Annotated in this window: 23 protein-coding genes and 2 pseudogenes; 13 read left to right on the forward strand and 12 right to left on the reverse strand. The window is 71.5% G+C overall.

The window, feature by feature from the left end; translation table 11 throughout:
* Positions 1–238: 238 nt before the first annotated feature.
* From ABR738_RS21340 to ABR738_RS21350, 3 genes are all read left to right on the forward strand, one after another.
* Positions 239–1,936 (forward strand): MFS transporter, encoded by a 1,698-nt coding sequence (locus ABR738_RS21340; protein WP_350231590.1) that lies wholly within the window; start codon positions 239–241, stop codon positions 1,934–1,936.
* 78 nt (positions 1,937–2,014) lie between these two features.
* The gene (locus tag ABR738_RS21345; protein WP_350231591.1) at positions 2,015–2,800 is read left to right on the forward strand and encodes a TetR/AcrR family transcriptional regulator; all 786 of its coding nucleotides are present in this window, start codon (positions 2,015–2,017) and stop codon (positions 2,798–2,800) included.
* A gap of 200 nt (positions 2,801–3,000) precedes the next feature.
* Positions 3,001–4,122: an acyltransferase family protein gene (locus ABR738_RS21350; protein WP_350231592.1), complete on the forward strand. Its 1,122-nt coding sequence runs from the start codon at positions 3,001–3,003 to the stop codon at positions 4,120–4,122.
* Between the two features lie 24 nt (positions 4,123–4,146).
* On the opposite strand, the gene ABR738_RS21355 is transcribed toward ABR738_RS21350, so the two are convergent.
* The 3 genes from ABR738_RS21355 to ABR738_RS21365 all read right to left on the reverse strand — a co-directional run bounded on the left by ABR738_RS21355 (position 4,147) and on the right by ABR738_RS21365 (position 8,205).
* Positions 4,147–4,965, reverse strand: coding sequence for a YceI family protein (locus ABR738_RS21355; RefSeq protein ID WP_350231593.1), 819 nt, complete (start codon positions 4,963–4,965; stop codon positions 4,147–4,149).
* Between the two features lie 176 nt (positions 4,966–5,141).
* Positions 5,142–7,541 carry an MFS transporter gene (locus ABR738_RS21360; RefSeq protein ID WP_502964233.1) on the reverse strand — a complete coding sequence of 800 codons (2,400 nt, stop codon included), beginning with the start codon at positions 7,539–7,541 and terminating at the stop codon, positions 5,142–5,144.
* A 181-nt stretch (positions 7,542–7,722) separates the two neighbouring features.
* On the reverse strand, positions 7,723–8,205 hold the full coding sequence (locus ABR738_RS21365) for a MarR family winged helix-turn-helix transcriptional regulator (protein ID WP_350231595.1): 483 nt from the start codon (positions 8,203–8,205) through the stop codon (positions 7,723–7,725).
* 614 nt (positions 8,206–8,819) lie between these two features.
* Between ABR738_RS21365 and ABR738_RS21370 the strand changes: the two genes are divergently transcribed.
* Entirely contained in the window at positions 8,820–9,038 is a 219-nt protein-coding gene (locus ABR738_RS21370) for a hypothetical protein (RefSeq protein WP_350231596.1), read from the forward strand.
* Positions 9,039–9,481: 443 nt separating this feature from the next.
* Here ABR738_RS21370 and ABR738_RS21375 read toward each other — a convergent pair whose 3' ends face one another.
* The 3 genes from ABR738_RS21375 to ABR738_RS21385 all read right to left on the reverse strand — a co-directional run bounded on the left by ABR738_RS21375 (position 9,482) and on the right by ABR738_RS21385 (position 12,361).
* Complete coding sequence (locus ABR738_RS21375) at positions 9,482–10,312, reverse strand: hypothetical protein (RefSeq protein ID WP_350231597.1); 831 nt, start codon at positions 10,310–10,312, stop codon at positions 9,482–9,484.
* Between the two features lie 69 nt (positions 10,313–10,381).
* Positions 10,382–11,233, reverse strand: coding sequence for an RNA polymerase sigma factor SigF (locus tag ABR738_RS21380; RefSeq protein WP_350231598.1), 852 nt, complete (start codon positions 11,231–11,233; stop codon positions 10,382–10,384).
* A 255-nt stretch (positions 11,234–11,488) separates the two neighbouring features.
* Entirely contained in the window at positions 11,489–12,361 is an 873-nt protein-coding gene (locus tag ABR738_RS21385; protein WP_350231599.1) for an RNA polymerase sigma factor SigF, read from the reverse strand.
* A 367-nt stretch (positions 12,362–12,728) separates the two neighbouring features.
* On the opposite strand from ABR738_RS21385, the gene ABR738_RS21390 reads away from it, so the two are divergent.
* Positions 12,729–13,517 (forward strand): VOC family protein, encoded by a 789-nt coding sequence (locus ABR738_RS21390; protein ID WP_350231600.1) that lies wholly within the window; start codon positions 12,729–12,731, stop codon positions 13,515–13,517.
* Here the strand turns inward: ABR738_RS21390 and ABR738_RS21395 are convergent.
* Together ABR738_RS21395 and ABR738_RS21400 are read right to left on the reverse strand one after the other, a co-directional pair.
* Positions 13,495–13,788, reverse strand: coding sequence for a Dabb family protein (locus ABR738_RS21395; RefSeq protein WP_350231601.1), 294 nt, complete (start codon positions 13,786–13,788; stop codon positions 13,495–13,497). The genes ABR738_RS21390 and ABR738_RS21395 overlap by 23 nt on opposite strands.
* A 119-nt stretch (positions 13,789–13,907) precedes the next feature.
* A complete protein-coding gene (locus ABR738_RS21400) occupies positions 13,908–14,069 on the reverse strand; it encodes a hypothetical protein (RefSeq protein WP_350231602.1) in 162 nt (53 codons plus the stop codon).
* Between the two features lie 174 nt (positions 14,070–14,243).
* Here ABR738_RS21400 and ABR738_RS21405 point away from each other — a divergent pair, with 174 nt between their 5' ends.
* Entirely contained in the window at positions 14,244–14,459 is a 216-nt protein-coding gene (locus tag ABR738_RS21405; RefSeq protein WP_350231603.1) for a hypothetical protein, read from the forward strand.
* A gap of 337 nt (positions 14,460–14,796) precedes the next feature.
* Here ABR738_RS21405 and ABR738_RS21410 read toward each other — a convergent pair.
* A pseudogene (locus ABR738_RS21410) lies at positions 14,797–16,039 on the reverse strand (MFS transporter).
* Positions 16,040–16,691: 652 nt separating this feature from the next.
* On the opposite strand from ABR738_RS21410, the gene ABR738_RS21415 reads away from it, so the two are divergent.
* Positions 16,692–17,093 carry an ArsR/SmtB family transcription factor gene (locus ABR738_RS21415; RefSeq protein WP_350231604.1) on the forward strand — a complete coding sequence of 134 codons (402 nt, stop codon included), beginning with the start codon at positions 16,692–16,694 and terminating at the stop codon, positions 17,091–17,093.
* An 80-nt stretch (positions 17,094–17,173) separates the two neighbouring features.
* A complete protein-coding gene (locus ABR738_RS21420; RefSeq protein WP_350231605.1) occupies positions 17,174–18,001 on the forward strand; it encodes an isocitrate lyase/PEP mutase family protein in 828 nt (275 codons plus the stop codon).
* Here ABR738_RS21420 and ABR738_RS21425 read toward each other — a convergent pair.
* The gene (locus ABR738_RS21425) at positions 17,974–19,011 is read right to left on the reverse strand and encodes a LuxR C-terminal-related transcriptional regulator (RefSeq protein ID WP_350231606.1); all 1,038 of its coding nucleotides are present in this window, start codon (positions 19,009–19,011) and stop codon (positions 17,974–17,976) included. The genes ABR738_RS21420 and ABR738_RS21425 overlap by 28 nt on opposite strands.
* A 141-nt stretch (positions 19,012–19,152) precedes the next feature.
* Here ABR738_RS21425 and ABR738_RS21430 point away from each other — a divergent pair, with 141 nt between their 5' ends.
* The 5 genes from ABR738_RS21430 (at position 19,153) to ABR738_RS21450 (ending at position 24,362) form a co-directional block, all read left to right on the forward strand.
* Positions 19,153–19,374 (forward strand): hypothetical protein, encoded by a 222-nt coding sequence (locus tag ABR738_RS21430; RefSeq protein ID WP_350231607.1) that lies wholly within the window; start codon positions 19,153–19,155, stop codon positions 19,372–19,374.
* Between the two features lie 315 nt (positions 19,375–19,689).
* The gene (locus ABR738_RS21435; RefSeq protein ID WP_350231608.1) at positions 19,690–20,823 is read left to right on the forward strand and encodes a HesA/MoeB/ThiF family protein; all 1,134 of its coding nucleotides are present in this window, start codon (positions 19,690–19,692) and stop codon (positions 20,821–20,823) included.
* Between the two features lie 144 nt (positions 20,824–20,967).
* Positions 20,968–22,224 (forward strand): MFS transporter, encoded by a 1,257-nt coding sequence (locus ABR738_RS21440; RefSeq protein WP_350231609.1) that lies wholly within the window; start codon positions 20,968–20,970, stop codon positions 22,222–22,224.
* A gap of 336 nt (positions 22,225–22,560) precedes the next feature.
* On the forward strand, positions 22,561–23,439 hold the full coding sequence (locus ABR738_RS21445) for a response regulator transcription factor (protein ID WP_350231610.1): 879 nt from the start codon (positions 22,561–22,563) through the stop codon (positions 23,437–23,439).
* Positions 23,440–23,519: 80 nt separating this feature from the next.
* A complete protein-coding gene (locus ABR738_RS21450) occupies positions 23,520–24,362 on the forward strand; it encodes a ScbR family autoregulator-binding transcription factor (protein WP_350231611.1) in 843 nt (280 codons plus the stop codon).
* On the opposite strand, the pseudogene ABR738_RS21455 reads toward ABR738_RS21450, so the two are convergent.
* Positions 24,270–24,542 (reverse strand): annotated as a pseudogene (locus ABR738_RS21455) (STAS domain-containing protein); the annotation flags it as partial. The gene ABR738_RS21450 and the pseudogene ABR738_RS21455 sit on opposite strands and share 93 nt — an antisense overlap.
* The gene (locus ABR738_RS21460) at positions 24,539–25,963 is read right to left on the reverse strand and encodes a PP2C family protein-serine/threonine phosphatase (protein ID WP_350231612.1); all 1,425 of its coding nucleotides are present in this window, start codon (positions 25,961–25,963) and stop codon (positions 24,539–24,541) included. The pseudogene ABR738_RS21455 and the gene ABR738_RS21460, both read right to left, overlap by 4 nt.
* Positions 25,964–26,203: the final 240 nt, after the last annotated feature.

Raw genomic sequence — 26,203 nt, forward strand, 5'->3', positions numbered from 1 at the left:
CCTGCCCGCCGTCCCCGGCCCGCGTCCTGCCCGCCGTCCCCGACCCGCGTCCTGCCCGCCGTCCCCGGCCTCCACCCGCCCGCCGTCCCCGGCCTCCACCCGCCCGCCGTCCCTGCCCCGCGCCCGCCCCCACCTGCGAGGACTCCTCGCCGCCGCAATTCCCTTTACGGCGTAGAAGGGCTGCTATACGCTGCACAGCGACCGCCTCGTACAGCGTATAAGGACCAAGGGGGGCACCATGACGGCAGAGACGTCCCGGAACGCCGAAAACACCCGGAGCACCGGAGACACCCGTGACGACGCGGACACGTCGCCGAGCGTGCGGGGCACGGAATCAGCAGCCGAGGCGGTGAGCGGCGGGCCTGCCGGGCACTCACCCGGGCATCCGCCGGGGGCCAGCCCGCATCCGCCGGGGGCCAGCCCGCAGCCACCGGGGGCCAGCGCACATCCCCCGGGGGCCGGCCCGCATCCGCAGCGCTGGCTGATCCTCGGCGTCATCTGCGTGGCGCAGCTCGCCGTGCTGCTCGACAACACGGTCCTGAACGTCGCCATCCCCTCGCTCACCACCTCGCTGGGCGCGTCCACCGCCGACATCCAGTGGATGATCAACGCATACTCGCTGGTCCAGTCGGGGCTGCTGCTCACGGCGGGCAGCGCGTCCGACCGCTACGGACGCAAGAAGATGCTCGCGGTGGGGCTCGCGCTCTTCGGCCTCGGCTCGCTCGCGGCCGGCCTCGCGCAGAACGCGGGGCAGCTCATCGCCGCCCGCGCGGGCATGGGCATCGGCGGGGCGCTGCTCATGACCACCACCCTCGCCGTCGTGGTGCAGATCTTCGACGACGCCTCACGGGTCAAGGCCATCGGTATCTGGGCGACGGTCAACTCGCTCGGCTTCGCGGCCGGCCCGCTCATCGGCGGCGTCATGCTGGACCACTTCTGGTGGGGCGCGATCTTCCTGGTCAACATCCCCGTCGCGGCCCTCGGCCTGGTCGCCGTGCTCGCGCTCGTACCGGAGTCCAAGAATCCGCAGGGTGACCGGCCCGACCTGCTCGGGGCGCTGCTCTCCACCATCGGCATGACCGGCATCGTCTACGCGATCATCTCCGGCCCGGGCCACGGCTGGCTGTCGGGGCAGGTTCTGGTCCCGGCGGCGGTGGGCGCGGTGTTCCTTGCCGCCTTCGTCCGCTGGGAGCTGTCCATCGAGCATCCGATGCTGGACATGCACTTCTTCCGCAACCAGAGGTTCATCGGCGCGGTGGCCGGGTCGATCCTGGTCGCCTTCGGCATGGGCGGCTCGCTCTTCCTGCTCACCCAGCACCTCCAATTCGTGCTCGGCTACGGCCCGTTGGAGGCGGGGCTGCGCACCGCGCCGCTCGCGCTCAGCGTCGTCGCGCTGAACATGACGGGGGTCGGCGCGAAGCTGGTCACCGCGGTCGGCACCCCGCGCGCCATCGCCATCGGCATGAGCGCCAACGCGGCGGGGCTCGCCTCGATCGCGCTGCTCGGCGGGCACAACTACGGGGGCACGCTGCTCGGTCTCGTCGTGATGGGCGCGGGCATCGCGCTGTCCATGCCGGCCATGGCCAACGCCATCATGAGCGCGATCCCGCCGGAGAGGGCGGGGGTCGGCGCGGGGGTGAACGGGACGCTGGGCGAGTTCGGCAACGGGCTCGGTGTGGCGGTGCTCGGGGCCGTGCTCGGGTCGCGGTTCGCGGCGCTGGCGCCGGTGGCCGCAGCCTCGCTGCCGGCCGCGCTCGCCGCCGCCCACGGCGAGGCCGAACGGGGGCGGATCGCCGACGCGTTCGCCTCTGGGCTCGAGACCAGTCAGCTGGTCGGCGCGGTGGCGGTGCTCGCGGGCGGGCTGCTCGCGGCGGCCCTGCTGCACCGCGCCGAACGGGTCGCCGCCGTACCGGACCAGCCGGGCGGGTGCGCATAGCATCGTCGGGGGATGCGTACCCGAATTTCGGATATGACCCATCGGGGGGCTCAGCGAACAGGCCCGAGGAGGACGGCGATGGTGTCGGCGGCGGACCGCGTGAAAACTGCGGCGCGTACCAGCGTGTGGCTCGGGAGCAAGGCGGCCCGCCGGGTGCGGCGTACGGAACCGGGCGAGGGCGGCGCGGCGCTCGACCGGGACCGGATCACCGCCGAGGCCGTGCGGCTGCTCGACGCCGAGGGCGCCGCGAAGTTCTCCATGCGGCGCCTGGCGGCCGAGCTCGGGGTCACCGCGATGTCCCTGTACTGGTACGTCGACAACAAGGACGACCTCCTCGAACTCGCCCTCGACGCGGTGTTCGCGGAGATCGAACTGCCCGATCTGTCCGACGAGTCGGCCGACTGGCGCGATCAGCTCCGTACGGTCGTCGTGGGGTACCGCGCGATTTTCGTCCGCCACCCGTGGGCGTCGGCGCTGATCGGGCGTTACCTCAACATCGGTCCGCACTCGATGGCGTTCTCGCGGGCGGCCCAGCACATCCTGTCCCGCACGGGGCTGCCCGCGCACGGGCAGATGGGCGGGCTCGCGGCGGTGTTCCAGTTCGTGTACGGGTTCGGCACGATCGAGGGCACGTTCGTGCAGCGGTGCGCGGACGCGGGGCGCACGCAGGACGAGTTCTTCGAGGAGGCGATGGGGGCGCTGGCCGCCCAGCCGGAGTACCGGGACCAGTTCGCCGACGCGGCGTCGGTGATGGCGGCGCGGGGCGGCGAGACGGTGCAGGAGATGCGACAGCGCGACTTCGACTTCGCGCTGTCGCTCCTGATCGCCGGCATCGAAGCCCTGAGCGCCCCACCCCGCTCCTAGCGCCCCGGGGGCGCGGAGACCGCGCCGCCCCGGGCGCCACGGCCCACGTCCGGAGGCGGCGGGGTGAGCAGCGCCACTGGGCTCCACCCGATCGGTTGCCGTCGCGCATTTAGACTGTCGGGCGCTCATGCCGTTCAGGTCATGACGCCTCCGCGCGCATCGTTCACGGAGCGCGGGTCTCGCTCTCCAAGGACGGTGTGATGCAACTCAGCGAACAGGTCGCGCCCATAACCCTGCCGACCCCGAGTCGGCCGGTCAGACGCCTTTACGTTCTGGACGGCCTGCGCGTCGTCGCCGCGCTCTCCGTGGTTCTGTTTCATTACACGGCCACCAACGAAGCGTGGGGAAAGAACACGAAGGCTGTCTTCCCGCACTTTCATTCCTTTTCGCAGTACGGCTGGATCGGGGTCGAACTCTTCTTCCTGATCAGCGGTTTCGTCATCTGTATGAGCACCTGGGGGCGTTCTCTCGGGGACTTCGCGGTATCGCGCATCTCCAGGCTCTACCCCGGTTATTGGATCGCCGTTCTGGCGACGGCCGCCGTCATCACACTGTGGCCCACATACCGCAGCGTCCAGAACTGGACCCAGGTGATGACCAACCTCACCATGCTTCAGCACGGCATGGGAGTCAGGGACATCGACGGTGCCTACTGGACGCTGTTCGCGGAGCTGAAATTCTATGTGCTCTTCGCGATCGTCGTCGCCCGCGGAGTGACCTACCGCGGAAGTGTGCTGTTCTGCGCGGTGTGGACGCTGGCGGGCATCGTGGATTACACGGTCGACATCCCGGTGCTGGACATGTGGACCATGCCTCTCTACTCCCCCTACTTCGTGGCGGGAATAGCCTTCTACCTCATGTACCGCTTCAAGCCGACGGCGGTTCTGTGGGCCATCGTGGGGCTCTCGTTCTTCCTCGGTGAGCAGAACATGGCGAAGCGGGTGAAATTCAATGGCCCCTCCGAACACCATGTGGCGTCCGTGTGGCCGGCGCAGGTGCTGCTGGCCCTGTGCTTCCTGCTGATGGCCCTTGTCGCACTCCGGAAGCTCGACCGTGTGCAGTGGGGGTGGCTCACCACGGCGGGGGCCCTGACTTATCCCATGTACTTGCTCCACGAGAACATCGGCCTCACGTGCGTCGCGCTGCTGCGGGACCGCTACCCCGCCCATGTGCTCGTGGCGGTCCTCATCGTGGTGCTGGCGGTGCTTTCCTACCTGATGTACCGCTTCGGAGAGCGCCCCTTGGGCAAGTGGCTCCGAGGGGCGCTCCGTAAAGGCATGGACGAGATTCGCGAGAACTCCCCGGCCGTGCGGGGACGATGACGTCCGCGTGACCGGGGTGCGGGCTCAGGCCGTGGGGAGGGTTTCGCCCTGGACTGTCTGGATGTCCAGTTCGACCTTCAGCGTCGTGCCGATCGCCGAGATCCCCGCCTGCACCACCTGGTTGTAGCGCATCGCGAAGTCCTCCCGGCGCAGCTCCGCCGTCGCCCGGTACGCCGCCCGGACCCCGCCCCACGGGTCAGGCCCCGTACCCAGGTACGAGAGGTCGAGGTCCACCTCGCGGACCACGCCGTGCAGGGCGAGTTCACCGCGTACCGTCCAGCGGTCGGGTCCGGCCGGGGCCAGGTCCGTGCTGCGGTAGGTGATCTCGGGGAAGCGCTCGACGTCGAGGAAGTCCGGCGACTTCAGATGCCCGTCCCGCATCGCGTTGCCCGTGTCGATGGACGCCGCCCCGATCACCGCCTCGACCCGCGACTTCTCCAGGTCCTCGGCGATCTCCACGCGCCCGCCGAACACCCCGAACCGCCCGTGCACGCTGGAGATGCCCAGGTGCTGGGCGACCGCGCCGACCGAGGAGTGCACCGGGTCGATCGTCCAGGGACCCGGCGGCGGCAGCTCCACGCCGCCCTGCCGGGCCAGGACCACGGTGCCCACCGCGGCCCGCCCGCTCGCCGTCACCAGCGCCGTGGAGGCGGCCGGGGCGTAGCCGACGGCCGTCACGATCACCGTGTACGGGCCGGGCGCGAGCGCCACGTCCGCCGCCACCGAGCCGTCCTGATCCGCGGCGGCCCGCAGCACCTGCGTGCCCGTCATGTCGGTCATCGTCACCACGGCGTGCGAGATCGCCCAGCCGTCGCGCGTGCGTACCTGTGCCCGCAGTCCCATCCCGTTTTCTCTCCTCAAGTGCGAACGGGCCCGTGTGCGCGGGCCCCGTGCGAAAGGGCGGGCCCCGGGGGCGGGACGGCGGGCCGTCCCCTGCCCGCCGCCCCTTCCCCGGGGCCCCTTTCCACGCCGGGCGCGCCGTCGCCTCCGCTCGGAACGGCGGCGCGCCCGGTGGTCAACTACTCGCCCGGGTGGGCGAGTTCGATGTCGTGGCCGTCCACGCCTCGGCCGGCCACGGTGAGCGTTCCGGCCACCGGCGGGTAGCCGGTCGCGATCAGCGTGTACTCGCCGGAGTTCAGGTCGGCGAAGGCGTACGCGCCGTCGTCGCCCGTCGTCGCGCCGGCGACCACGTTGCCGGCGGCGTCGAGCAGGGTGACCCGGGCGTCGGCCAGCGGACGCCGGTCGGCGCCGCCGCGTACCGTGCCCTGGACCAGCGCGCCGGCCTGGAGGGCGGCCTCGATCCGGGTCACGCCGTGTCCGGAGATCTCCACCGGCAGCGCGAGCGGCCGGAAGCCGTCCGCGTTGACCGCCACGGTGACCTGCCCGGGCACGAGCTCACCGAAGGTGAAGTCGCCCGCCGCGCCGGACTTGCCGGTGGCGAGCAGGTCGCCGCGCACATCGGTCACGATCACCATCGCGCCCTCGACGGGAGCCCCGCTCTCCGCCGCCTTCACCGCGCCGACCAGGCCGCTGGTGCCGGACAGGAGGATGTCGTACGCCAGCGCCTCGGTGCCCACGACGATGGTGGAGGCCTGCGGCTGGAAGCCGTCGGCCGCCGCGATCAGGACGTACGAACCGGCGCCGGGCGCGGCGAGCACGTACCCGCCGTCGGCCCCGGCCACCGCACGCCCGAGCTGGCTGCCGCCGAGCGAGATCAGCGTGACGGCGGCGGAGGCGACGGGCGCCCCCTCGGCCGCGCGGACCGTGCCGCGCACCGGGACGCCGTCCAGGACGGGGGCGGTCACCGTGTCCGCCACCGCGGCCTCGACCGCCGCCGGCGCGGGAACCTGGGCCCCGACGGTGGCCGCAGCCGGGGCGGCTGCCGTGTTCTGCGCCTTCTCGGGCTCGGGTCCGCCCACCGCACGGGTACGCAACGGGATCTCCTTGATGAACAGCGTGATCAGGAACGCGAGCAGCGCGCAGGGCGCCGCGTACAGGAACACATCGCCGACCCCGTGCCCGTACGCGCTCTCGATCACGGTGCGGATCGGCGCGGGCAGCTTGTCCAGGTCCGGGATGGTGCCCGAGCCGCCGGAGCTCTTGGCGGCGGCCGCGCCCTGCGGGCCGAGCGCGGTGAGACCGTCGGTGACGTAGTGGGTGACCCGGTTGGCCATGACCGCGCCGAGCGCCGAGACGCCGACCGCGCCACCGAGGGAGCGGAAGAAGACGACGACGGAGGAGGCCGAGCCGAGGTCGGCGGGCGAGACCTGGTTCTGGGTGCACAGGACCAGGTTCTGCATCATCATGCCGATGCCGAGGCCCATCAGCGCCATGAAGATCGCGAGGTGCCAGTACGGGGTGTCGTAGCGCATCGTGCCGAGCAGGCCGAGGCCCGCCGTCACCAGGACGCCGCCGCTGACCAGCCACGCCTTCCACTTGCCCGTCTTGGTGATGACCTGGCCCGAGACGGTGGACGCGATGAACAGTCCGCCGATCATCGGGATCGTCATGACACCGGACATCGTCGGCGTCTTGCCGCGCGCCAGCTGGAAGTACTGCGAGAAGAAGACCGTGCCGGCGAACATCGCGACGCCCACGAAGAGCGAGGCGAGCGAGGCGAGCGTGATGGTGCGGTTACGGAACAGGCGCAGCGGGATGATCGGTTCGCTGGCCCTGGACTCGGCGAACACGAACAGCGCGCCGAGCGCGATCGAGCCGCCGACCATCGCGTACGTCTGCCACGAGATCCAGTCGTACTTGTTGCCCGCGAAGGTCACCCAGACCAGGAGCAGCGAGACCGCCGCGCTGATCAGGAAGGCGCCGGTCCAGTCGACCTTGACGTCCCGCTTCACCACGGGGAGCTTCAGGGTCTTCTGGAGCACGATCAGGGCGATGACCGCGAAGGGCACGCCGACGTAGAAGCACCAGCGCCAGCCGAGCCAGTCGGTGTCGGTGATCAGACCGCCGAGCAGCGGTCCGCCGACCGTCGCGACCGCGAACGTGGCGCCCAGGTAACCGCTGTAACGGCCCCGCTCACGCGGGGAGATCATGGCGGCCATGATGATCTGGGCCAGCGCGGAGAGACCGCCCACGCCGATGCCCTGGAACACGCGGCAGGCGATCAGCATGCCGGCGTTCTGGGAGAGGCCGGCCACGATCGAGCCGGAGACGTAGATGACCAGGGCTATCTGGACCAGCAGCTTCTTGCTGAACAGGTCCGAGAGCTTGCCCCACAGGGGGGTGGTCGCCGTCATCGCGAGCAGCGAGGCCGTCACGACCCAGGTGTACGCGGACTGGCCGCCGCCCAGATCGTTGATGATGTGCGGCAGGGCGTTGGAGACGATCGTCGAGGACAGGATGGCGACGAACATGCCGAGCAGCAGCCCGGACAGCGCCTCCATGATCTGCCGGTGAGTCATCGGCGCGCCACTGTCGGCGGGCGCGTGCCCCCCGTGCTTGGCGTGGCCGCCCCGCACACCGGCTGGTGTGGTCGAAGCCATGAAATTCCTTTTCCTGTACGTCTGTTGGCGGGTGTACGGGTCTTGCTGCTGAGCTCTGCCGACCCTGCTGGGCTGCTCTGCTCGGCTCTGCTGAGCGCCGCTAAGCGGGTGCCCCGGTCGGTGGGCGGGTCTCGGGGGGCCGTACGTGCGGCGCCCGGCAGTCCCCGAAGGACTCGCGCAGGCGGGCCAGCATCGCGTTGAGCTGTCCAACCTCGTCGTCGGTCCAGTCGCTCAGGGTGTGCGCGAACATCTCCGTGGTGCGCAGCCCGAGATCGTCGATCATCGCCTTGCCCTCGGGGGTGAGCCGCAGGATGCGCGAGCGCTTGTCGGCGGGGTCGGCGGACCTCTCGATCCAGCCCCGCTGGGCGACGTGCGCCACGTGACGGCTCGTCACCGACATGTCCACCGCGAGGAGTTCGGCGAGCCTGCTGATCCGCATCTCGCCGTGGCGCTCCAGGAGGGTCAGCACGGCGGCCGAGCCCGCGGGGCACTCCGACGGCAGGATCCGCGCGAGCCCGCGCTTGACGGCGCCGATGGCACTGAGCTGCCGGGCCAGCTCTTCAAAGAGGCTCTGCGCGGCCATGGACACCTCCCGAGATCTTGTTGCTTAGGGCAACCATAAGATGGTTGGTTGCCGAAGGCAAACGAAATCCGGGGGCCCCGAGGCAAAGGAAATGCAAAGCATTCGCAAGTGGAAAGTTAAGGTGCAGGTGGGGGGCTTGCGAATGCGGATGCGGATGCGGATGCGGTTTGGGGGTGGAGGGGGAGGGGGGCGCAGGGGGCGTGCGGAGCCCCTGCCCGGGGTGGTGGTGTGGGGGGTGCCGAGGGTGGCCCGGGGTGCGTGGCGGGCGTGCCGGATGGTGTGGGGGGTAGTGCGGGGCCCTGGCCGGGGTGGTGCCGGATGGTGTGGGGGGCGTGCTGAGGTCGTGCCCGGGTGGTGCGGATGCCCCGCTGGGGTGGTGGTGTGGGTGGTTGGTTCGCGGGGGTGCGGGGCCCTGGCCGGGTGGTGGTGTGGGGGTGGCTCGTGGGGGGGCGGGGGCCCTGGCCGGGTGGTTCGTGGGGGTGTGCAGGGTTGGTGCTGGGGTCTGCGGGTGGCTCGCCGGGAGTGCGGGCGGGGTGCCGGGGGCGCCATTTCGGAATGCTCGCGCAGGGGGCGGGGGTTGGGCCCGTTCCCCATCTTCGCTAGGGTCCTGCTCCATGGCACACAACCCCCACGCACCCCAGGGTCCCGAGGGCAACTACGACCCGGCGGGCTCCACACAGATGTTCCGCGCCTTCGTCGACGAGGGCGCGCCTCAGGGCCGCGGGCCTGCTACGCCGGCGGCGGCGCCCGCGGGGCCGCGGGTCGGGCTGATCGTCGGCGTGGTCGCCGTGATCGTGATCCTCGCGGCGGTGGCCTGGCTGGCCCTGGGCTGACCTGGTCCGCGCGGCCCTGACCCCGTGCCGGCCCGCACCGGCGTCGCGCCGTCGGGTGCGGGTCGCCTCGGGCTGGTCGCGCAGTTCCCCGCGCCCCTGGCGGGGCTGGTGCGGGCCTGGGTGGGCATCCTCAGCCCGTGCCGGTGAGTATGTGGTGCGCGCCTGCATGGGCACACCCAGCCTGTCGTGGGGGTCCCCCCTGGCCTTTGAGGCCTTGGGGGAGTTTGAGGACGAGGCCGTTGAGGCCGATCGGGGTCTGGGGCGGAGCCCCCAGGGAGCTCGCCTGCGGACCGTGGTCGCTGCTCGCGCAGTTCCCCGCGCCCCTGGCGGGGTCGGTGCTGGTCCGCATGGGCATACACCCGGCCTGTCCGGTTCCTCGCGCCCCGGCGGGGTTCGTTCTGGCCCGTGTCAGCGGCTTCAGCCCGTGGGGCGGGGGGTGGCGCTCAGGACCACGTTGCTGTCGCCGACCTCGTTTCCACATGCATCCCCAACGGGACCCGCCACGCGTCCACACACACCCCGAACGTCCGCTCCACCTCCACCCCCGCCCCGATCGGCACCGGCAGCGGCTGCCGGGACGTCAGGGTCGCCCAGTCCACCCCGAGCAGACCGATGACGTGCGTGGCGAACGTGACGCTGCCCGACGTCACCTCCGTACCCCCCGTGTTGCGGAACCGCACCGTGACGTTCTCGCACCACCGGTGCGCCCCCGCCGCACGGCTCGGCGTCCCCACGCTGAGCACGGCGGGACCGGCGGGACCGGCGGGTGCGGAAGGCGTGCCGGGGTCGGGCGGCGTGGGTGTTCCCGGGGCATCCGGGGCCGAACCACCCTGCCCACCACCGGGTTTGCCGGGGCCCGAGGGGAGCGGCGCGTCGGGAGAGGGCACCGGAGGCGGCCCGGAGCCGGACGGCGCGGCAGAGCCCGCCCCGGACGGCGTCGGCCCCGGCCCGGATGTGCCGGACGTACCCGTACCCACACCCGGGCCCGCACTCGAACCCCGGCCCGCACTCGAACCCGGACCCGGACTCGTACCCGTATGCGCACTCGCGCCCCCACCAGGGCCCGTCGAGCCGTCGCCCGGGCCGTCCAGCGGGACCAGTTCCACGCGGCCGTGTGGCGGGACCGCGTGGCCGGGGTCCGAGGGGGACCCGCCCGCCGCGCCCACCGCCACGTATCCGGTCCGGCCGCCGCCGTCCGCGCAGGCGGCCAGCGTCCCGCCGAGGCCCAGGGCCACCACCGCCGAGACGCCGATCAGCGCACCACGTCGTCGCATCGCGACAGTGTGTCTGATGGAGCGTCAGATCACCAGGGTGTCAGCGGGGTTGGCCGATGCAGGCCGGAGTCAGTCGGAGATCAGGCCCTCGCGGAGCTGTGCCAGCGTGCGGGTCAGCAGGCGCGAGACGTGCATCTGCGAGATGCCGACCTCCTCGCCGATCTGCGACTGCGTCATGTTCGCGAAGAAGCGCAGCATGATGATCTGCCGCTCCCTGGGAGGGAGTTTGGCGAGCAGCGGCTTCAACGACTCCCGGTACTCGACGCCTTCGAGCGCCGTGTCCTCATAGCCGAGCCGGTCCGCGAGCGAGCCCTCGCCGCCGTCGTCCTCGGTGGCCGGCGAGTCCAGCGAGGACGCGGTGTAGGCGTTGCCGACGGCGAGCCCGTCGACCACGTCCTCCTCGGACACGCCGAGCACGGCGGCCAGTTCGGGCACGGTGGGCGAGCGGTCGAGCTTCTGCGCGAGCTCGTCGCTTGCCTTGGTGAGGGCGAGCCGCAACTCCTGGAGGCGGCGCGGCACCCGCACCGACCACGAGGTGTCGCGGAAGAACCGCTTGATCTCGCCGACGACCGTGGGCATCGCGAACGTGGGGAATTCCACGCCCCGTTCGCAGTCGAACCGGTCGATCGCCTTGATCAGGCCGATGGTGCCGACCTGGACGATGTCCTCCATCGGCTCGTTGCGGCTGCGGAACCTGGCGGCCGCGTACCGTACGAGCGGCAGGTTCAGCTCGATGAGGGTGTCGCGTACGTAGGTCCGCTCCGGACTGTCGGTGTCCAGCGTGGCCAGGCGCAGGAACAGGGAGCGGGACAGCGTGCGGGTGTCGATGGGTGCGGTGTGTACGGCGTGTCGGTGCACGTCGGGTGCCGGTTCGCTCTTGGTGAGCGTGAGCACCTTCGAGCTGCCCTGTTCTGCGGACATGCCAACCCCCTTGAAGTTGCGGCGGTCGCGGACGGTCGCGGCGGGCCACGACCATCGGAGGAAGCAGCCTCCACCTGAATACCGGACGGGGGGCTGCGGCAAACGCGGTTTCAGCAGAATGTCACATGTCGGCAACACGCTGTAGTGACATGTCGACAAGGCGGTCCGGAGTACCCGCAGGACGCGAGGGGTGCGGCACTTTCCTGGCGAAAATTTTTACCGGAGGGCGCCAGGAGCCCGGATCACTCGAACCGGTCACGCCTCGATTCGATTTGCGGATCGCAGCCGGGCGAAGCTCCTGGCCAGGAGCCTTGACACATGCATCTGCGAGACTCCCAGTTCCTGACTGATCTGGGACTGCGTGAGGTTGCTGTAGTAGCGGAGCATCAGGATCCGCTGTTCGCGTTCGGGCAGCTGTACCAGCAGATGGCGTACCAGGTCGCGGTGTTCGACCCCGGCGAGCGCGGGGTCCTCGTACCCGAGCCGGTCGAGCAGGCCGGGCAGCCCGTCGCCCTCCTGGGCGGCCTCCAGGGAGGTCGCGTGGTAGGAGCGGCCCGCCTCGATGCAGGCGAGCACTTCGTCCTCGCCGATCCTGAGCCGTTCGGCGATCTCGCCGGTGGTGGGCGAGCGGCCGTGCAGCGTCGTCAGGTCCTCGGTGGCGCCGTTGACCTGCACCCACAGCTCGTGCAGCCGGCGCGGGACGTGCACGGTGCGGACGTTGTCGCGGAAGTACCGCTTGATCTCACCGACGACGGTGGGCATCGCGAACGTCGGGAACTGCACGCCCCGGTCCGGGTCGAACCGGTCGATGGCGTTGATGAGGCCGATGGTGCCGACCTGTACGACGTCCTCCATGGGCTCGTTGCGCGAGCGGAACCGGGCGGCCGCGTACCGCACCAGCGGCAGGTTCGCCTCGATCAGCGCGTCGCGCACCCGGCCGTGCTCGGGGGTGCCCGGCTCCAGGTTCTTGAGCTGCCCGAACAGCACCTGGGTGAGGGCGCGGGTGTCCGCGCCCCTGGTGGAGGTCCTGGCGGGAGTCCTGGCGCCCTCCGAGTCCTGCGCGGGCACGTCGGGGGCGTCCTGGGGCTCGTTCTGGGGCGGCACTTGAGGCGTAGTACTGGCCGGCACGGTCACGCCACCCCTTAGTCCTCGGTCTTGGTCGTCGGTCAACTCATCCGTCAAAAGCGGTCATAGCATCACAAGACATGTCCACTGTGTGCAAGCACCGTATATCCACGTGTTGGGGGCAAGTTGGTGCAGATGGCCCCGCTGGAAGGGTGACGGCCCGGCTCCCTCGGGGGCACGGCGGGGCGGCGGGTGGTGCCGGGTGGTGGTGCCGGGCGCCGGTCGCGCCGGCGACCCTCGGGCTGTGCTGAACGGGTGGCTCCGAGGCCGCCGGAAACTCGGGTGCGCGGGGCGCCGGGCCGCCCTAGGCTGCGCTCGCGCCGAGGGCGCCGCGCCGCAACGACCGTCCGTGGACCGGAGACGACCGGATATGACCAGTGAGCTGTTCGCGATCTGCTTCCGTACGGCGCGGCCGGAGGACCTGGCGCGGTTCTGGTCCGGGCTCCTCGGGCGCGAGGCGGTCGCCGGGCCGGGCGGCGACGTCACGCTGGCGCCTGCCGACGGTGGCGGGTTCCGCGTCCGCTTCCTGCCGGGCGAGGCGCCGAAGACCGGTCAGAACCGAGCGCACTTCGACCTGACCAGTGCCTCCCCGGAGGACCAGCGCAACATCGTGGCCCGTGCCCGTGAGCTCGGCGCGCGCTCCTGCGACGTGGGGCAACTCCCCGAAGAGGGGCACGTGGTGCTGTGCGACCCGGACGGCAACGAGTTCTGCGTCATCGAGCCGGGCAACGCCTTCCTCGCGGGCACCGGCGTCATCGGCGCCCTGGCCTGCGACGGCACGCGGGAGGTCGGCTGCTTCTGGAGCGAGGCGCTGCGCTGGCCGCTGGTCTGGGACCAGGACCAGGAGACCGCGATCCAGTCGCCGGGCGGCGGTACGAAGCTCACCTGGGGCGGTCCTCCGGTGGCGCCGAAGACGGGCCCGAACCGCGTCTGCTTCGAGCTGGCCCTGCCCCCGGGCGCCGACCGCGAAAAGGAGACCGACCGTCTCGTCTCGCTCGGCGCGGTCCGGGCCGAGGGCGCGGACCGTGTGGGGGCGACCGGGGGTGAGGGCGGACGGACCCTCATGCTCGACCCCGACGGCAACGAGTTCTTTCTACGGGGCCCCGGTGGCGGAGCCGGGGGGGATCAGCCCGGGATCAGCAGGGGTAGTCGGCGATGACCCAGGTGGCGAACTCGCGCCACAGGCCGGCCGCGGCCTGGTGCGCCGGGTGCTCGGCGTAACGCTTGAGGGCGTCCTCGTCGGCGACGGCGGAGTTGATGGCGAAGTCGTACGCGATCGGCCGGTCGGAGATGTTCCAGGCGCACTCCCAGAACTCGATCTCGGGCACGACCCCGTCGAGCTCCTGGAAGGCCTTCACCCCGGCGACCACGCGCTCGTCGTCGCGCTCCACGCCCTCGTTGAGCTTGAACAGGACCAGGTGGCGGATCATGCGACTCTCCTACGACTCACGGCGTACGGCTACGACTCGGGGCGAACGCCACGACTCACGACTCACGGCGTACGGCTACGGCTGGGGCGTGCGGCCGGGGCACCGGGCTCGGCGGCGGTTCAGCGGACGAGGTTCGTCATGAACGCCCCGACGCCCTTGGCCGCGCTCGAAATGCCCTCGAACCCGGTCTGGACCATCCCGGCAGCCTGCACTGGCGACGTGATGATCGTGTACAGCACGAAAACCACGGCTATGTAGAGCAGGACCTTCTTGATGTCCACTGTGCCCAGCCCCTCCCCGGCGCCGCCCCTGTGCGGTCGGGTGAGTCTAACCGGCACTTGGGCCGGGCGGCCGGGGCCGGTGTGCGAGATCCCGCGACCACGGGGACGTGTCATAGAACGACCAGGATCGTTGGCGTTCACGAATGTTCCGTGTTGAGCGAGAGGTGAATTCCCATGCGTCGAATCAGCATTGCCCTGGCCACGGCGGTCGCGGCCATCGGCCTGGCCGCTCCGGTGGCGAGCGCGGCCCCCGTCTCCAAGCCCGCACCGCCGTACTCCTACGCGGACTGCCTGGGCGCCACCAAGCAGAAGGGCGAGTCCCCCGCCTACAGCAAGTGGCACTGCGACCAGCTGGTGAAGAAGGGCTGGGTCAAGCGACCCAACCGCTGATCACCCAACCGCTGATCACCCAACCGTTGATCACCCGGCACGGGTCGAGGAAACAGGTTGAGGACCAAGGGCCCGGGGATCGGGGCCCTTCGCCCGGCGGTGGGCGGGTGACGAAAGAGCAGGATGGTTCCGAGCCCACCTCATCTGGCAGGAATGCGGTGGGCCAGGAACAGGGCCCCACTGCGGGGCGCGCGCCGCCGGCTTCCCCCTGAACGCGGCGCGGGCTCGCGGGTTCTGTTCTCGTCGGGGGGAGCGGCTTGTCCCCCCGATGCCGCTCCCCCCGTCCACCCCTCCCCTTCACCCCCCTCCACCACTCGCCCCCTCGCGCGGGTACGGCTCAGTGAGGACCGTCGGTCCGGCCCCGGGCCACGACGAGCCCGCCGATGACCGCGAGCGCCAGCAGGACGGCCGCGAAGAGGGTGGTCCCCCGCGTCAGTCCCACCGCGTCGCTCAGGTATCCCGCCGACACAGGCAGCACGCCGGCCAGGGCGTACCCCCCGATGTTCAGGGCCGCGTTGGCCTCGGCGAGGCGCTGGGGCGGTACGGCGGAGTTGAGCAGCGACAGGCCGCCCAGCTGACCGAGGCCCTGGCCCGCGCCTGCCAGGAGCGCGGCGGCGACGAGCGCGGGCGCTGACGAAGTGTGCGCCGCCGCGATGAGGACGGCCATGCCGAGCGCGGTGCTCAGGGCTCCGGCGATCAGGATCGTGCGGCGGGCCAGCGCCCGGACCGCGAACTGCACCCCGGTGGCGGTCAGGAACATGGCGAAGGCCATGGCGCCGGCGACCACCCGGCTCTCCGTGCCGAGCAGCCCGGAGAGCAGCGAGGGGCCCAGGGACAGGACGAACGAGGTCGCGGTGATGCCGGGGGCGAACACGGCGATTCCGAGGGCGAGTTGAGGCCCGTTGCCACGCGGGACTCCGGGCACGCGCACCCAGCTTCCCCGGGCGGGGGCGACGGGCCGCGGCACCGGCATCCGTGCCACCGCGACAACGGCGGTGAGCAGCAGCGCCGCCTCGACGGCGAAGACGGTGACGGTCGGCCCGGGCAGCGTCTCGGACAGCGACCCGGCGAGGAACGGGCCGAGGCCCGCGCCGAAGACCATCGCGCAGGAGGCGAGCAGGGCGGCGCGGCGCTTCCGGGCCGGCCCCGCGACATCGGTGACGGCGGCCATGCCGGCCGAGACGACCGCTCCGACCGCGATCCCCGTGAACAGCCGGGCCACCATCAGGGCCGCCACCGACGACGCGGTCGCGAAGATCGCGCAGGCCGCGAGGGCCAGGCCGAGCGCGGGCAGCAGGACGGGTTTGCGGCCGAGCCGGTCGGAGACCACGCCCGAGACCAGCAGCGAGCCGAGCAGGCCGACGATGTAGCAGGCGAAGATCACGGGTCAGGGTGCCACGCGAGAAGCCGATGTCACGCTGCCACAGCGCATACAGCGGTGTCGCCGCGTTAGACAGCACGAACACCGCGGTCACCGGCCAGGCGGCCCCCCAAATCCACCGGCCCGGCGCGTCCGCCGGGACCCCGGGGGCCAGGGAGGCTGCCGGGGTCGGCGCGTCCGCCGGGACCCCGGGGGCCAGGGAGGTTGCCGGGGTTGCCGGGGTCGGCGCGGTCACGGGGGCTGCCGGGGTCGGCGCGTGCACCGGGGCCACCGGGCCCGCCGGGGTTGCCGGGGTCGGCAGGGCTACCGGGGCCGGGGAGGCTGCCAGGGGCGGCGCGTCCACCAGGGTCGCTGAGGTCGGCGCGTCCATCGGAGCCACGGGTGCCACCGGGGCCGCCAGGGCCGACGAGTCCACCAGGGCCGCCGGAGCCACCAGGGCCGCCGGAGCCACCAGGGCCTTCGGAGTCACCAGGGCCTCCGGGGTCGGCGCCTCCGCCGGGGCCAGCGCGTCCGTCAGGGCCGACGAGTCCACGAGGGCCGCCGGAGCTACCAGGGCCGCCGGAGCCACCAGGGCCTTCGGAGTCACCAGGGCCTTCGGGGTCGGCGCCTCCGCCGGGGCCAGCGCGTCCGTCAGGGCCACGGGGGCGCCCGGAGCCGGCGCGCACACCGGGGCCGGCAACGCCCCGGGCTGTCGTCCTTCAACACCCCTATGCGTGGCCCCAGTTCGAGATGCGGGCATGGCTGTCCCCTCTCCGTGCTTCTCAGCACCCCTTGTACGAGTTGAGTCGAACTTAGCAGGTAGTACGATTCAACTCGTACAAGGAGCGCGTCACGTGGACGAGGAGACGGCAATGAGGACGACGAGCGCGACCAGGCCATCGGCGGCGCACCACGTGCCCGGCATCAAGGTCGTCGCGGCGCCCGAAGGGCTTCCCGCGCCGCTGCCCGAACCGCCCGTCGAGGCGTTGCGCCTGGAGACGGTGATGGGCGCGCTCAGCGATCCCCTGCGCCTGACCATCGTGCGCAAACTGCTCCTGGAGTCGGAGGACTTCGACCACTCCTGCGGCTGGTTCGGCCTCGACCGGCCCAAGTCCTCGCTCACCCACCACTTCAAGGCGCTGCGCGAGGCCGGCGTCACCCGGCAGCGCCAGTACGGCCTCGAGCGGCGCAGCCAGGTCCGCGTCGACGACCTCGAAGAGCGTTTCCCCGGCCTCGTCGGGCTGGTCGCGGCCTGGACCCCGGAGGAGTCCTAGCCCAACCCCGGTGCCGCGCGGGCCCGTTCGACGCGTGGCGGCCCCTTCGCGCGTGCCCGGCTGTCTGGTCTGATGGGGGCATGGCCTCGCAGCGCGACAAGATCGCCGCATTCCGCTCCTCGCACACCTCGGACTCGCCCCTGGTCCTGGCCAACGTCTGGGACGTGGCCGGCGCACGGCTCGCCGTCGCGGCGGGCGCGACGGCGCTCGCCACCACCAGCGCGGGCATCTCCTGGAGCGCGGGCTGCGCCGACGGCGACCACATGTCCGGGGAGGCGGCGCTCGACGCCGTCGCGCGGATCATCGGCGCGGTCCCCGTCCCGGTGAGCGCCGACATCGAATCGGGGTACGGGCGGGGCCCGCGCGAGGTGGCCAGCACCGTCGCAGCCGTCATCGCGGCGGGCGCGGCCGGCATCAACATCGAGGACAGCTGCCCCGAGCGCCCCGGCACATTGCGTCCCGTCGCCGAACAGGCCCAGCGCATCGCGGCGGCCCGCGCCGCGGCGGACACGGCGGGGCTGCCCGTCTACATCAACGCGCGGACGGACGCGTGGTGGTCGTCGGTGGGGGAGCCGGCCACGCGGGTCGAGGAGAGCGTGGAGCGGGCCCGGGCCTACCTCGCGGCGGGCGCGGACGGCATCTTCGTCCCCGGTGTCAGGGACGCCGCGACCATCTCCGCCCTCACCGGCGCCATCGACGCGCCGGTGAACGTCCTGGTGGGTCCCGGCGCGCTCGGGGTGAAGGAGCTGGCCGCCCTGGGCGTCGCCCGCGTCACCATCGGATCCTCGCTCGCGGCCGCCGCGTACGCGGTAGTGCGGCGGGCCGTGGAGCGCCTGGTGACCGAGGGGACGTACGAGCCGCTGGCCGGGGGGATCACGTATCAGGAGTTCAACGAGCTGATGGGCTGATCCGGGCCGTCGAGCAGGCCCTGCTGGCTGATCAGGAAGCCCGCGTGCAGCCGGTTGCGGGCGCCGAGCCGGTGCATGATCTCCGAGACGTGGCGCTGGCAGGTGCGGTGGGAGACGCCGAGGCGCTTGGCGATGGCGCCGATCTCGCCACCCTCCGCGAGTAATCGCATGATCGACAGCTTCATGGCCTCGGAGGCGTCCTTGACCTGCTGCTTCTCATAGCGCGCGGGAAAGGGCTGACTGGTCGCCCAGGCCCGCTCGAAGGCGCCGACCGCGAAGTGGACGATGTCGGGGTCGCGCACCACGAGCGCGCCCTGGGGCAGATCGCGCAGGGACATGACGGCCGTGGTGCGGTCGAAGACGATGAGCCGCATGAAGGCGTCGTTGACCGTACGCACCTGGGCGCCCAGCCGCGTCACCCGCTGGACGTACTCGGTGGTGGCGTGGCTGAACTGCGCGGACTGCTGATACAGCGTGCGGATGCGGACACCGCGCCGCAGTGCCCGCTCCGCCAGGTCGATCGAGTCCTTGAGCTGTTCCTCGGGTCTCGGGCCGCCCGGCTGTGAGGTCAGCGCCTCGCTGCGGGCCCCGGCGGCGAGCTCCGCGATGGTCTGGCGCACCACGTCGAGGCTCACCAGACGTTCGGTGAGCGAGTGGCTGGTGTGGCGCGTCAGGTTCTCCGTGTACACCGGGGCGAACGCGGCGATCAACGAGGACAGACGTTCCATCTGGCGCTGTTCCTCGGCTATCGCACGGAACTTGGGCACGCACACCCGCAGCACGGCGGTGGCCGGCGTCACCGGGTAGAGAAACGCCTCCTCACTGGCGGCGCGCTCCAGCAGGCCCAGCTCCACCAGCTGCTTCACGGCCAGCTGGAAGGCGGTGGGCGGCAGGCCGAGACGCCGCCGCAACTCCTCGCTCCCCGACCCCGGGGCCGAGACCACCGCCCCGTACACGGCCCGCGCGTGGTCGTGGATCTCCAACTCGGCAGGTGACTCGCCGCTTGTCACGTTCCACACGATTTCAACCCCTCCTAAACACGCGTGGCCGAGTTAGGACCCCTCCCCATCATGGATCAGGCGGCGGTGACCACGCCAGAGTGACCGTGTCCGGAGCCGGTCCGCTCCGAACGTCGTTGTCCTGGGGGGGATATGACTGCCGAGCAACGCGTTTCGCACCCCTTCTTCGTGGCTGTGCTGCTGCTCCTCGTCGCGCTGGCGGGCCAGGCGGGAATCTCCGTGGCGCACGGCTCGAACGGTACGGCCGCTGCGCGGGCCGGCGCGGGTGGCGCCGGCGCCACGAATACCGGTGGCACGAACGCCGGGGACCCGGGCCCTGGAGAAGGAACGCCCGGCGACTTCGGCTGGGGATGAGGGAGCGCGGCCGGGAGCGGGCCGCGTCCCACCAGAGACTTCCCGCCCCGCTCGGGGCGGGAAATCAAGTGCCGTACGGCGGAGGGGAGTTGATTTTCATGGCGATCGAGCTGAACACCCGCAAGGCCAGCCAGGCCGGCCTGTCCTTCGAGGGCTGAGCCCCCTGATGAGGCAGCGGTCCGTCGTCGGCGAGCGCTCCAATCGCCCGCCGGCGACGGACAGGGACGCCCACGGGGCTCCCATCCACAGGGCGGCACCCCTCGGGGTGCTGCCCTGTGCACTTGATGAAGCCGATTCTCCCATAGGAGCCCCTTCATGCCTCCGGACAGCCGCGTCCTGCCGCTCCTGAAGCACACCAACCCGGTCTACGGATCCGGCGACACCGTTCTCATCAACGGATTCGGCGAGGTCACGACGATCGCCGACCCGACCGGCGCCATCCGCCGGCTGCTCGCGCTGATGGACGGCACCCGCACCGAGGCGGAGCTCCACCGCGACCTGGCGGCCGACTTCCCCGAGGTGACCGGCGAGCAGGTCGCCCAGGCCGTGGCCCAGTTCGACAGCGCGGGGTTCCTGCTCGACGCGAACGCGTCGGCCGAGGGAATCCTGGACGACTACGAACTCAGGCGCTGGGAACGGAACATCAACTTCTTCGGCTCCTACGCCCGCCTCGGCGACAACAAGTACGAGACGCAGCGCAGGCTGCGGGACTGCAAGGTGGCGCTGCTCGGCCTCGGCGGGCTCGGATCGCACCTGCTGCTCGACATGGCGGCGCTCGGCGTGGGCCACGTCCGGGCGGTGGAGTTCGACCGGGTCGAGCTGTCCAACCTCAACCGCCAGATCCTCTACCGCGAGGCGGACATCGGCGAGCCGAAGCTGCACCGCGCGGTCGAGCGGGTCCGGGAGTTCAACTCGCGCATGACGATCGAGCCGGTCGAGATGAAGATCTCCTCGGTCCAGGATGTCGCCGACGTCATCGCGGGCACCGACCTCGTCATCTGCGTGGCGGACCGCCCCAAGGTGGAGATCGTCAACTGGGTGAACGAGGCCTGCGTACGCGCCTCCATCCCGCTGACCACCGGCGGACTCGACACCCAGCGCGCCGTCTACTACACCGTCGTGCCCGGCGAAAGCGGCTGTGTGCAGTGCTGGCGGCACCAGGTCTCGGCCACGGACGAGGTCTCCCACGGTCTGCTCGCGGAGAAGACCGAGCGGCGGATAGGCGGCGACAACGCCGCCTTCGGGCCACTGGTCACCATGACCACCGGCTTCCTCATCGGCGAACTCACCAGGATCATCACGGGGGTTGCTCCGCCGGTGGCGGCGGGCCGCCTGATGGAGCTCCGCTTCGAGGACTACGCGATGTCCGAGGCCGAGCGCTGGTCCCGGTCCGACGACTGCGCCGTGTGCGGTACGTCCGTTCCCGTGACCGGCGCCGTGCCCGCCTGACACCCTGGCCCCTGACACGTCGCACACGTCGCTCCGGCGCCGCCCACGGGCGGGGTGCCGGAGCGACCGCGCGACCAGGAGCCCCCGCGTGACCGCAAGACCCAGATCCCCCCGCGTGACGGAACGGCCGAAGGACTGACTGCCATGGGAAAGCGCTACTACCTGCTCCTGAGCGCCTACTTGACGTCCTCGATGGGCAACTGGGTGTACCGGATCACCCTGCCGCTGCTCGTCCTGCACCAGACCGGCTCCGCGCTCAGCACGAGCCTTGTCTACGTCGTCGAGTACGTCCCCTTCCTGATCTTCTCGCTGCCGGGCGGCGTGTGGGCGGACCGCTGGAACAGACGGCGCATCCTGATCACCGGCGACCTGACCGCCGCGGCCATCGCCACGGGACTGGCCACCCTCGTCATCGCGGGAACGAGCCAGCTCTGGCCGATCCTCCTGGCGGCGCTGCTGCTCGGCTGTGTCGAGCCGGTGTACCACCCGGCGTTCCAGAGCTTCATCCCGGACGTCACGCCCAAGGACCAACTCGCCCAGGCCAACGGCTGGATGCAGTCCGGCGACAACATCATGGGCATGCTCGGACCGGTCCTCGCGGGTGGCGCCATCACGCTGTTCGGCTATGAGGCCACGATCGCCGTCAACGCCCTGTCGTTCTTCGTCTCGGCCGGTGCCATCGTCCTGATCGGCAAGGTGGAGGCGCCCCGGGCCGTGCGCGACGCCGACGCGGCGAAGCCCTCCTTTGTCAAGGAGATCGCCGAAGCCGGCCGCTACATCTTCCGTAAGAACCGGCTGCTGCTCACCGGCTCCCTCCTGTTCACCGGCACCAACTTCGCGACCTGGATCGTGCAGGCCAACTTCGTTTTCTACCTGACGAGTTACCGGCACTTCTCGCCGACCGTGCTCGGCGCCCTCATCGCCTCCCAGGGCGCGGGCGCCGTGGTGGGCGCGACGGTGGCGGGCCGCCTGAACAGGAAGTTCCCGCCGGGCCGAATCATCCTCACCACCACGGCCGTCGCCGGCTGCGCCACGCTCGTCCTGATCCCGCTGCGCGCGCCCCTGTTGATCGGGATGGCCTGGGGGCTGCTCTATGCCTGCGCGTCGATCAACATGGTGTCCTGGTTCACCCTGCGCCAGAGGATCGTCCCCTCCGCCCTGCTGGGCCGGGTCGTCGCCACCACCCGCATGCTGGCCTTCGCCTCGATCCCCCTCGCGGCGTTCGTCGGCGGTGCCATCGAGAACACCTTCCACGACCTGTACCTGATCATGGCCGCGAGCGGGATCGTGCGCCTGTGCATCGCGGGGTTCGCCTGGTTCAGCCCGATGCGGGGCGCGACCTCCGCGCCGCCCGCACCGGAGAGCACGCGCGAGCGGGCGGCGGCCGAACCGTCCGCGTGAGGCGGGGCTGCGGGGGTGAGGCGGGGCTCCGGGGCGTGCGGTCCTTCGTGCCGCCGCCCGGCTGGCGCCCGGTAAAGAAACAGACAACCCAGTTGGGTATCCAGACAGAGCCGGTCGAGCGGCCTTTCCGGGTCCACCTGGCCGCAAGGTAACCGCTGACCTGGCCTTTCCATGTCCGTACGGGAGGGGCCCGGCCTCCGCCCCGCCCCGACCCCCTGCCCTCATGGTCAGGGGTCGCTTCACCCTGCCCTGACTATCCGTTGACAATCAGACAAGTCTGTTTGGTATCTTCCGTGATCGGCCGACGTCGAGTCAGCGTTCAGGGGGGCACAGCACATGGACCAGCGGATACCGGACGCGGACGCGCACGGGGACGCACACGCGGACGTGGCGCGAGCGGACGACACGGCGCGAGTGGACGACAGGGCGCGAGTGGACGACACGGCGCGAGCGGACGACACGGCGCGAGCGGACGACAGGGCGCGAGTGGACGACGGGGCGGCGCCACGCGCCAAGGGGCCCGTGACCCACCCGTATGTGCCGCTGGAGTACCCGGCCCTGCGCATCCTGGTCGTGGAGAGCGCGGAGCCGGCCGCGCACGCCCTCGTCCAGGACCTGATCCGGCACGGATACCGCGCCGAGGCCGTGACCACCGGGAGCCAGGCGCTCCAGACGCACCGGCGGGCCGATCTGGTCCTGCTCGATCTCGACCTGCCCGACCTGGACGGCCTCGAGGTCTGCCGGGGCATCCGCGCGACGAGCAACACCCCGGTCATCGCCCTGACCGAGCGCGGCACCGAACTCGACCGGGTGCTCGGGCTCCAGGCCGGCTCGGACGACTACATGGTCAAGCCGTACGGTTTTCACGAACTGCTCGCCCGTATCACCGCGGTGATGCGCCGCGTCCGGCCCGCGCCCGCGGTCCGGACCATCGAGCGCGGCCCGTTGCGCATCGACACGGAGACCCGGAAGGTCACGCTGCACGGCCTGCCCGTCGACCTCACGCGCAAGGAGTTCGACCTGCTGCACCTGCTCGCGGCGCAGTCGGCCGCGATCGTCACGCGGCGCCAGCTCATGGCCCTGGTCTGGGGCGACTCGGACGCGCCGGGGGGCCGCACCATCGACACCCACGTCAGCAGCGTGCGGAGCAAGCTCGGTTCGAACAACTGGATCGTGACGGTCCGGGGCGTCGGCTTCCGCCTGGGCGCGCCCTGAGCGGACCGCGCTTCCGCCTCGCCGCTACAGTGCAGACTTGTCCGTATCGACACGGACGAGGGAGCGGCGGGGATCGGGGCATGGCGAAGCAGGAACGCGGCACGAGATCGCGGCGAGCGCTTCTGGAGGCCGCCGCCGAGGTGTTCGACCTCCGGGGGTTCGACGCGGCGGGCACCAACGAGATCCTGGCGCGCAGCGGGCTGACCCGGGGCGCGCTCTACCACCATTTCCCGTCCAAGGAGTCCATCGCGGTCGCCCTGTTCGCGGAGCACAGCGGGGCTCTGGTCGCCCCCGAGCGGTCCACCAGGATGCAGTCGGTCATCGACCTGACCTTCGGGTACGCCCATCAGCTCCAGCGGGATCCGGTGCTGCGCGCCATCGTGCGGCTCGCGATGGAGAAGACGTCGTTCCCACGCCAGGCGGACACGCCCTACGACCAGTCGAGCGCGGCCATCCGCCGCCTCCTCGACGAGGCGCGCGCGCAGGGCGAGATCCTGCCCGGCCTGGATCTGGCCGATGCGACGTCCGTCATCGTGGGCGGGTTCGCCGGGATGCAGGTGATGTCGCAGGTCTATACGGACCGGGCCGACCTGCCCGAGCGCGTCACCGCGATGTGGCGCCTGCTGCTGCCGGGCATGGTCGCCCCGGGCATGATCGGCCACCTGGTCATCACACCCCGAAACGACGCGGCGCAGGCGGTGTTGGACGCCTCGTCGTCTGCGCGGCGAGAGGCTTCAGGCGGTGGTGCGGTTGCCTTGGCGTTCGGCAAGCGCGGCGTCGACGCTGGGGTAGGCGGGCAGGAAGGTGTCCATCCCGGTGACGCCGAGCAGGCGGCTCAGCCGGCCGGGGATGGCCGCCAGGGTGAGGGAGCCGTCGGCGTCCTTGGCGCAGCGCCAGATGCCGACGAGGGCGCCCAGTCCTGAGGAGTCGCAGAAGGTGACACCTGCGAGGTCGGCGACCAGGTGGGGATGGCCGTTCGCGATGAGTTCCAGGGCGCGGGCGCGTACGGCGGGTGCGGCGGCGATGTCGAACTCGCCGGACAGGACGATCACGGCCAGGGCACCGTCGGTGTGCGGGACGTCGATGTGGAATGCGTCGGTCATGGGCGTCGGTTCTCCTGCCCGACGGAGACGTCGGCGGTCGGGGCGGCGGCGCTGTGAGCGGTGGTGGTGATGCCGACGGGAGCAGCATCGGGGGTGGGTACGGACAGGGCCAGCAGGGCCACGTCGTCGCGTTCGGTGTCGGGGAGGATGTCCAGGAGCGCGACGGTGTCGTCGATCAGGGCGCCGGCACTGACCGGCGCCGGGCGCCGGGCCAGGAAGTCGGCCAGGCCCGTGTCGGCGAGCATGCGGCCGTCGGCGGTGCGGGCCTCGGTCAGCCCGTCGGTGTACAGCAGCAGTCCCTCGCCGGGGGCCAGATGGAGCGTGCGTGACGCGAAGACGGCTTCGGCGAACGCGCCGACCAGCATGCCGCCCTTGGCGCGGACCGCCTCCACCTGCACCCCGCCGCCCTCGACGGGGCTCAGGCGGTAGGCGGGCGGGTGACCGCCGGTGGCCAGCGTGACCGTGAAACCGCCATCGGAAGCCGGATCGAGCAGACCGAAGACGGCGGTGCAGAAGCGGGTGCCGACCGCCGCGTCCAGCAGCAGCGCGGTATTCAGAGCCTTGAGCGCGGCCGTGGGGTCCGCGTCGACGAGGGCTGCGGCCCGCAGCGTGTAGCGGGTCAGTGACGTGATCGAGGCGGCTTCGGCGCCCTTGCCGCACACATCGCCCAGGAAGAACGCCCACCGGCCCCCGCCCACGGGGAAGACGTCGTAGAAGTCACCGCCCACTTCCTGCGGGGAGGCGGTCTTGTAATGGCAGGCCAGCTCCAGACCCGGCACCGCGGGCAGTGCTGGGGGCACCAGGGTGCGTTGCAGAGTGGAGGCGAACGCGGCGATGGCCGCCTTGTCCCGCTCCGCACGCCGGCGGGCCTCCTCCTCCGCCTGGCGCTTCTCCTGCTCGACCTTGCGGCGCTCCTGCTCGGCGCGTACCGCGTTCAGGGCCGAAAGTCGCAGCTCAAGCTGGTCACGCACTACCGCGGCCAAATCCCCGAGAGTGGAGGAATCGGCCTGACTGATCTCGCGGGGGCGGGTGTCGAGGATGTTGACCGTGCCCAGCCGGTACCCGTCGGCGGTGATGATCGGAGCGGCTGCGTAGAACCGCACCCCCAACGGGCCGGCGACCAGCGGGTTGGAGCAGGCGACCGGGTCGAGCAGGGTGTCGGGGATGACGGTGGTGTCATCGGTGAGCACCGCCGAGGCACACAGGCCCGGATCGCGGCCGATCTCGGTGACGCCTTCCAGGCCGTGCGTGGCCTTGAACCAGATCCGGTCCTCGTCCACGATCGTCACCGTCGCCACCGGCACATCGAACAGTCGCGCCGCCAGCGCCGCGACCCGGTCGTAGGCGCCGTCCGGCGGAGTGTCGAGAATGTCGTAACGACGCACCGCCGCCATCCGCGCCGCCTCGACCGACGCGGCCACAGGCCCACTCGGTGATATCACTGGCGGACTCGTTTGCTCCGGCATAAGCCTCGTCTCCTCATCCCCCCAGGAAGGCACCGGCCAGTAAGCCGGCACCCTGGAACCCTACCGAACGCCCCCAGCGTCACCGCTCGGGCGGCGCCGCCGAGTGTGGGCGCGGGTGGCGTGGAAGCCTGTGATGATCACAGGGGTGCGAGGCTGCCGCTGGCGTACCGTCAATCCCCGCACGGCTTCCACCGC

The organism is Streptomyces sp. Edi4 (genome assembly GCF_040253615.1).
Lineage (GTDB): Bacteria > Actinomycetota > Actinomycetes > Streptomycetales > Streptomycetaceae > Streptomyces.